The 6,444-nt window shown below is 72.1% G+C and carries 5 protein-coding genes; 1 reads left to right on the forward strand and 4 read right to left on the reverse strand.

Features of this window, described 5'->3' with window-relative positions:
* Window positions 1-256 precede the first annotated feature (256 nt).
* Together ACZ6QQ_RS19915 and ACZ6QQ_RS19920 are read right to left on the reverse strand one after the other, a co-directional pair.
* Entirely contained in the window at window positions 257-1,627 is a 1,371-nt protein-coding gene (locus tag ACZ6QQ_RS19915) for an acetyl-CoA carboxylase biotin carboxylase subunit (RefSeq protein ID WP_465877927.1), read from the reverse strand.
* 91 nt (window positions 1,628-1,718) lie between these two features.
* Window positions 1,719-3,521, reverse strand: a complete 1,803-nt coding sequence (locus ACZ6QQ_RS19920) for an acetyl-CoA carboxylase carboxyltransferase subunit alpha (RefSeq protein ID WP_465877928.1) — start codon at window positions 3,519-3,521, stop codon at window positions 1,719-1,721.
* 299 nt (window positions 3,522-3,820) lie between these two features.
* Between ACZ6QQ_RS19920 and ACZ6QQ_RS19925 the strand changes: the two genes are divergently transcribed.
* Window positions 3,821-4,375, forward strand: a complete 555-nt coding sequence (locus tag ACZ6QQ_RS19925; RefSeq protein WP_465877929.1) for a flavin reductase family protein — start codon at window positions 3,821-3,823, stop codon at window positions 4,373-4,375.
* Between the two features lie 61 nt (window positions 4,376-4,436).
* Here the strand turns inward: ACZ6QQ_RS19925 and ACZ6QQ_RS19930 are convergent, their stop codons facing one another.
* On the reverse strand, window positions 4,437-5,492 hold the full coding sequence (locus ACZ6QQ_RS19930) for an LLM class flavin-dependent oxidoreductase (protein ID WP_465877930.1): 1,056 nt from the start codon (window positions 5,490-5,492) through the stop codon (window positions 4,437-4,439).
* Between the two features lie 39 nt (window positions 5,493-5,531).
* Window positions 5,532-6,263: an SDR family NAD(P)-dependent oxidoreductase gene (locus ACZ6QQ_RS19935; RefSeq protein WP_465877931.1), complete on the reverse strand. Its 732-nt coding sequence runs from the start codon at window positions 6,261-6,263 to the stop codon at window positions 5,532-5,534.
* Between the last annotated feature and the right edge of the window lie 181 nt (window positions 6,264-6,444).

Genomic DNA, 6,444 nt, shown 5'->3' on the forward strand with positions numbered 1-6,444 from the left:
CTGGGAATAAAGAAGGGCGCCTCTTCGAACCCTCCCACTCAGATCAAACAGAAAGGGGGGAGGGGGGTTGGGGGGAGCTTGGGTGCTCCCCGGGGGGGGCGGGGGGGGGGGGGGGGCCCCCCCCCCCCCCCCCCGACCGCTGTCGGCCGGTGGTTGACCGGTGCTTGACCGCTGTCGACCGGTGGTTGAAGGGCGGTTGTCCGCTGTCGACCGGGCGCCGCCGGATCGCGGGGACCGGTTCGTGGCGGGGTGAAGGTCAGCCGGGCCGGACGGGTTCCCGCCGTGCCGTCAGGACGGTGTCGACGAAGGTCGTACCGTGCTCCGCCGACCGGAACGTCGGGTGGGCGAGCACCTCGCGGAGAAAGTCCCTGGTGGTGCTCATCCGGTTCCCGGTCACCCGGAACTCGTCCAGCGCCCGCAGCATCCGGTCGATCGCCTGTGGTCGGTCGGGTGCCCAGACGATCAGCTTGGCCAGCAGCGAGTCGTAGTGCGGCGGCATCGCGTAGCCGGGGAAGGCGTGCGTGTCGACCCGGACGAACGGGCCGGACGCCGGGGTGAACTCCTCGATCAGTCCCGGAGTGGGGGCGAAGTCGCTGTTCGGGTCCTCGGCGTTGAGGCGGCACTCGATCGCCACCCCCCGCGGTTGGACCTCCCGTTGCGTACGGTCGAGCGGCTGCCCGGCCGCGATCCGCAACTGCTCCTGGACCAGGTCGATCCCGGTCACCATCTCGGTGACCGGATGCTCCACCTGGATCCGGCAGTTGACCTCCATGAAGTAGTAGTTGCCGTCGGAATCGACCAGGAACTCCAAGGTTCCCGCGCCGACGTAACCTGCGGCCAGCGCTCCGTTGACCGCCGCGCGGCCCATCCGCTCGGCGAGGCCGTCCGGTAGCCGCGCGGCGGGCGATTCCTCGATCAGCTTCTGGTGGCGGCGCTGCACACTACAGTCTCGTTCGCCGAGGTGGATGCCCCGGCCGTACGAGTCGCAGAGCACCTGGATCTCCACGTGCCGCGCGGACTCCAACAGTTTCTCCAGGTAGGTCCGGCCGTCGCCGAACAGCATCTGCGCGCTGGCCTGGACCCGCCGGTAGTCGTCCAGGAAGCCGGCCCGGTCCCGGATGACCGCCATGCCGCGCCCGCCGCCGCCGGCCGCCGCCTTGGCGATCACCGGGTAGCCGATCTGTTCGGCGAGGTCCAGGGCCTCGTCGGCTTCGAGGTGGGTGAGGCTGCCGGGGAGCAGGGGCAGCCCGGCCTCGGCCATCAGCGACCGTGCCGACGACTTGTTCCCGAGCCGGGCCATCACGGCGGCCGGCGGCCCGATGAAGGTGATACCGGCGGACTCACACGCCTCGGCGAAGTCGGGGTCCTCGGAGAGGAAGCCGTATCCGGGATGGATGGCGTCGGCCCCGGTCTGCCGGGCCGCCTCCAGGATCGCCGCCGCGTTGAGGTAGCTGTACCGGGCCGCCGGTGGACCGATCTGGACGGCCCGGTCGGCGAACCGGACCACGGCCGAGTCCCGGTCCTGGGTGGAGTACACCGCGACGGTCCGGATGCCCAGCTCCCGGCAGGCCCGCGCGACGCGTAGCGCGATCTCGCCCCGGTTGGCGATCAGGACTGTTCGAAACACGTGAGCCTCTTCCTGGCTGGATCGACCGCACGGGCGCCCGCTCGCGGTACGCCCACGCCCGACGGGGTTGCGGTCGATGCGTCCGTTCGGGTCAGAGCGTCCGTTCGTTGATGGTCCGCAGCTCGGCCTCGACGGTGAGGGCCGAGCCGTACTGCCGGAACCGGGCCCGCCGGTCGGCGGTGAGCTGCGCCCCGGACAGCCCGGACAGTTCCCGGAGGGTGTGCTCCAGCGCGGCCCGCAGGGCTGCCGCGGCGCGCAGCGGATCGGCACCGGTGCCGCCGTCGGGTTCGCCGATCACCCCGTCGGTGACCCCGAGCCGGAGCAGTTCGCGGGCGGTGAGGCGCAGGGCCGCGGCGGCCTGCGGGGCAGCGGCCGGGTTCTTCCACAGGATCGAGGCGCAGCCCTCCGGCGAGATCACCGAGTAGACGCTGCCGCTGAACATCAACACCCGGTTCGCGACCGCCAGGGCGAGGGCTCCGCCGCTGCCGCCCTCGCCGATGATCACGGAGATCACCGGTACGGTCAGCGAGGACATCAACCGCAGGTTCTCCGCGATCGCGTACGCCTGTCCCTGCGCCTCCGCGTCGGCGCCCGGATAGGCGCCGGGGGTGTCGACCAGGGTGATCACCGGCAGTCCCAGCTTCTCGGCCAGCCGCATCAGGCGGGCTGCCTTCCGGTAGCCCGACGGCATGGGCATGCCGAAGTTGCGTCGGGTCAGCTCGGCCGGGGTGTGCCCCTTCTGCTGCCCGACCACGACCACCGGCCGACCGTCGAGCCGGGCGATTCCGCCGACCATCGCGCCGCACTCGCCGGAGACCCGGTCGCCGTGCAGTTCCAGGAAGCCCTCGAAGCTGCCCGAGAGGTAGTCCAGTGTGGTCGGGCGGTCCAGGGCACGCGCGGAGCGCACCTGTCGCCACGGGTCGACCTCGGGCAGGTCGCCGGGCTCCCGGATGAGGGGATCGGCCGCCGCGCCCCCGTTCCGCCCCGCGACGGGCGACCGGTCCGGCAACGGGAGCCGGTCGGCCAGCGGTGACCGGTCGGGCAGCGGTGGCCGGTCGGGCAGTGCCGACCGGTCGGACCGGGGTGACGCCGAGCCGGCGCGGAGCAGCCCGGCCAGCTCGGCGCGGAGCCGGGAGCGGGGCACGATCCGGTCGACGAAGCCCCGCTCCAGCAGGAACTCCGCGCTCTGGAAGCCGGGCGGGAGCTGCTGACGGATGGTCTGCTCGATCACCCGCCGACCGGCGAAACCGAGCCGGGCGCCGGGTTCGGCCAGGATGACGTCGCAGAGGGTGGCGTACGACGCCGCCACGCCGCCGTACGTCGGGTCGGTGATCAGCGAGATGGTGAGGATGCCCGCCTCGTCGAGTTGGGCCAGGGCACCCGCGGTCTTCGCCATCTGCATCAGCGACAGGGCACCCTCCTGCATCCGCGCGCCACCGGAGGCGGAGACGATCAGCAGTGGGGTGTGCTCGGTGAGCGCCGTCTCGGCGGCCAGGGTGATCAGTTCGCCGACCGCGCTGCCCAGGCTGCCGCCCATGAACCGGAAGTCCATCACGGCCGCGACGACCGGCGCCCCGTCGATCGTGCCGCGCGCGCAGAGCACCGCCTCGTTGAGCCCGGTGCTCGCCCGCGCCTGCGCCAGCCGGGCCGGGTACGGCGCCGTGTCGACGAACCGCAGCGTGTCCTCGCTGCGGGCGGAGAGGTCCAGCCGCTCGAACCCGTCGGAGTCGAGCAGCTGGGTCAGCCGCTGCGCTGCGGTCAACGGCTCGTACCGGCCGCAGTCGGGACAGATCTGGAGATTGCGCACCCAGCGTTTGCCGTAGTACGGCCGGTGACAGCCCCGGCAGAGCACCCACTCGGCGCTGTCGGTCTGGTGATCGATGGTCTGCGTCATCCGTACGTTCCTCCCCGCCCCGGTCGGGCCGATCCGACGCCGATCCGACCGGCGTGGGTGACACTCGGACCGCCTGTGGGTCTCCGGATCGAATCTCCCGCGCACCGCTCGAAGAGTGGCTGAGATCGGCTGGTGCCGGGCACTGTGGGGGAGCGCACCGTTTCGGGAGACGAGTGGGGGACCCGGCAGGGCGCGGGGTCAAGCTTGTCTCCACCGAAACTCTAGGTACGGGGACCAGCGTGGAACGGGATCGGGGCCGTCCCGGGCACCGTCACGACCGAAGGCTGAGGAGAGAGCATATGGTCTCAGCGAATTCGTCCGCCGCCGCCGCTCGTGCCGGCGCCGGTGCCGACGAGCTCGACCCTGCGGCGTTCCGGGCGGCGATGGCCTCGTTCCCCAGTGGCGTCACCGTCGTCACGACACGGGACGCGGCCGGACGGCCGCACGGCTTCACCGCGAGTTCGTTCTGTTCGGTGTCGCTGGACCCGCCACTGATCCTGGTCTGTCTGGCCCGATCGGCCAACTGCTTCGAGGTGTTCCGCGACTGCGCCCGGTTCGCGGTCAGCATCCTGCAACCGCAGCACACCGAACTCGCCCAGCGGTTCGCGAGCAAGACGGCGGACAAGTTCGCGTACGGGCGCTTCACCACGACCGCGAGCGGCCTGGTCGTGGTCGACGACGCCGTCGCGGTTGTCGACTGTTCCGTGCACCGGCGGGTCGAGGCCGGCGACCACATCATCATGGTCGGCGAGGTGCACGAGGTACGGCTGGGCGGCGGTACCCCGGTGGTCTACCTCAATCGCGGCTTCGGCACCGTCAGCCCGGTCACCCCCCGGCGCCCCACCCCGGGCTGACCGGTGACGCGGCGGCGACGTCAGCGGCGGGCGTGGTGCCGGCCGCTGACGTCGGAACCGACTACCTGGACGTGCCGACGGCGACCTCACCGACACCGGAGCGGGCCAGCGCCTCGGCCGCCAGTTCCAGGATCGAGATTCGTCCGGCGGTGGTCGTCGCGGCGGCGGAGACCATGATGCCCAGGGTGGTGACACCCGCCCGCGCGTACGCCCGCATCCGATCGGCCACCCGGTCCACCGAGCCGATCAGCGCGGTCGCCTCGATCAGCGCGTACGGCACCGCCGCCGCGGCGCCGGCCCGGTCACCGGCGCGCAGCCGCCTCGGGATCTCGGCCACCTCGCGGGCGAAGCCGAGCTGGCCGGCCAGGGTGATGTAGAAGTTCCGCTCGGGGTTTCCGATGCCGAGCAGGTAGGCGTACTGGCCACGGATGGCGTCGGCGGCCCGTCGCGGGTCGTCGTCGATCGAGGTCGGCAGGCAGGGCATGACGGTGAAGCCGGTCAGGTCACACCCGGACCGCTGGCGCCCGGCCCGCAGGTGCCCGACGGCGTCCTCGACCATCTGCGGCGAGGTGAACACGCCGATCCAGCCGTCGGCCACCTCGCCGGTGAGCCGCAGGTTCCGGGGGCCCACCGCGGCGAGGTAGACGGGGATGTCCGGGCGGATCGGCTGGGTCAGCAGGTGCAGCGGTGCCCCGCCGTCACCGCCGCTGGGCAGTTGGAAGTGCTTCCCGTCGTACCGCACCGGGTCACCCCGCAGGGCGGCCCGGACTATCTCGACGTACTCGCGGGTGCGTTGCAGCGGGCGGTCGAACGACACTCCGTACCAGCCCTCGGAGACGTCCGGGTTGGAGACTCCGAGTCCGAGGTGGAACCGGCCTCCGCTGAGCGCGTCCAGGGTCGCGGCGGTCAGCGCGGCCATCGCCGGGGTACGTCCGGGTATCTGCATCACCCCGGAGGCGAGCCCGATCCGGGTGGTCTGCCCGGCCACCAGGCCCAGGACGCTCGCCGCGTCCGAGCGGTAGCCCTCCGGTGCCAGGGCGAGGTGGTATCCGAGTTCTTCGGCGGTCCGGGCGAGCGCTCCGGCGCCCTCGTAGACCAGGTTGACGGCCAACCTCATGCGCGGGTCCTTTCGGTGCGGGTCGGAGTTCCCGACGGTTCAGATCAGGTGTGCTCCGCCGTCGACCAGCAGCACGGCGCCGGTCATGTAACTGGCCCGCACGACGCCGAGGACGGCCTCCGCCACGTCGTCCGGGACGCCGACCCGGCGCAGCGGGGTGATCTCCCGGACCTTCTCGACGATGTGCGGCAGCAGGTCGGTGGTCCACGGGGTCTCGATCAGGCCGGGCGCGACCGCGTTGACCCGTACGTCCGGGCCGAGCACGTTGGCGAGCAGGCGGGTCATGTGTTCGACGGCGGCCTTGCTCACCGCGTACGGGATGGAACTGCCGGCCGGCCGGCTGCCGGCGATCGAGGAGATGTTGACGACGCAGCCGGCACCGGCGGCCCGCAGGTGCGGTACGGCGGCCACGGTCGTCTGCCAGGTGCCGATGACGTTGAGGTCGAGGATCTCGCGCCACACCTCGGGGGTGGCGGCGGTCAGGTCGGGGTGCGGGATGAGCCGGGTCCGGCCGGCGTTGTTGACCAGGATGTCGAGGCGACCGAAGCGTTCCACCGTCGCCTCGACCAGGCGGGCCGCGTCGGCTTCGACGGAGACGTCGGCCTGCACGTAGAGCGCTTCGGGCAGGGAGTCGGCCAGTGCCCGGCCGGCTTCGGTGGACCGGGCGGAGTTCACCACCACCCGGATTCCCTCGGCGGCGAGTCGTCGGGCGGTCGCGGCCCCGATGCCCGACGACGAGCCGGTGACCACGGCGACCTGCTTGTCCGTCATGTACGTCTCCTTCCGTCACAGTGGGTCTGCCTGGTTCCGGCGGGGTGTCGCGGGCCGTGCGGCGGGGGGGGGGGGGGGGTGGGGTGGTCTTCTGTGCCACCCCCGTGGTGGCCAAAAAAGGAGTGTCGGTGTTCCAGGGTGGGCGTGGTTCGTGGGAGAACCACCAAAGGGATCGGGGTGT

It is taken from the genome of Micromonospora sp. NPDC049529 (assembly GCF_055586685.1).

Bases quoted from the DNA above. Each gene is read 5' to 3' on its own strand.
- ACZ6QQ_RS19930 (WP_465877930.1), bottom strand. From the start codon at position 5,492: ATGAGGTTGGCCGTCAACCTGGTCTACGAGGGCGCCGGAGCGCTCGCC.
- ACZ6QQ_RS19925 (WP_465877929.1), top strand. From the start codon at position 3,821: ATGGTCTCAGCGAATTCGTCCGCCGCCGCCGCTCGTGCCGGCGCCGGT.
- ACZ6QQ_RS19920 (WP_465877928.1), bottom strand. From the start codon at position 3,521: ATGACGCAGACCATCGATCACCAGACCGACAGCGCCGAGTGGGTGCTC.
- ACZ6QQ_RS19935 (WP_465877931.1), bottom strand. From the start codon at position 6,263: ATGACGGACAAGCAGGTCGCCGTGGTCACCGGCTCGTCGTCGGGCATC.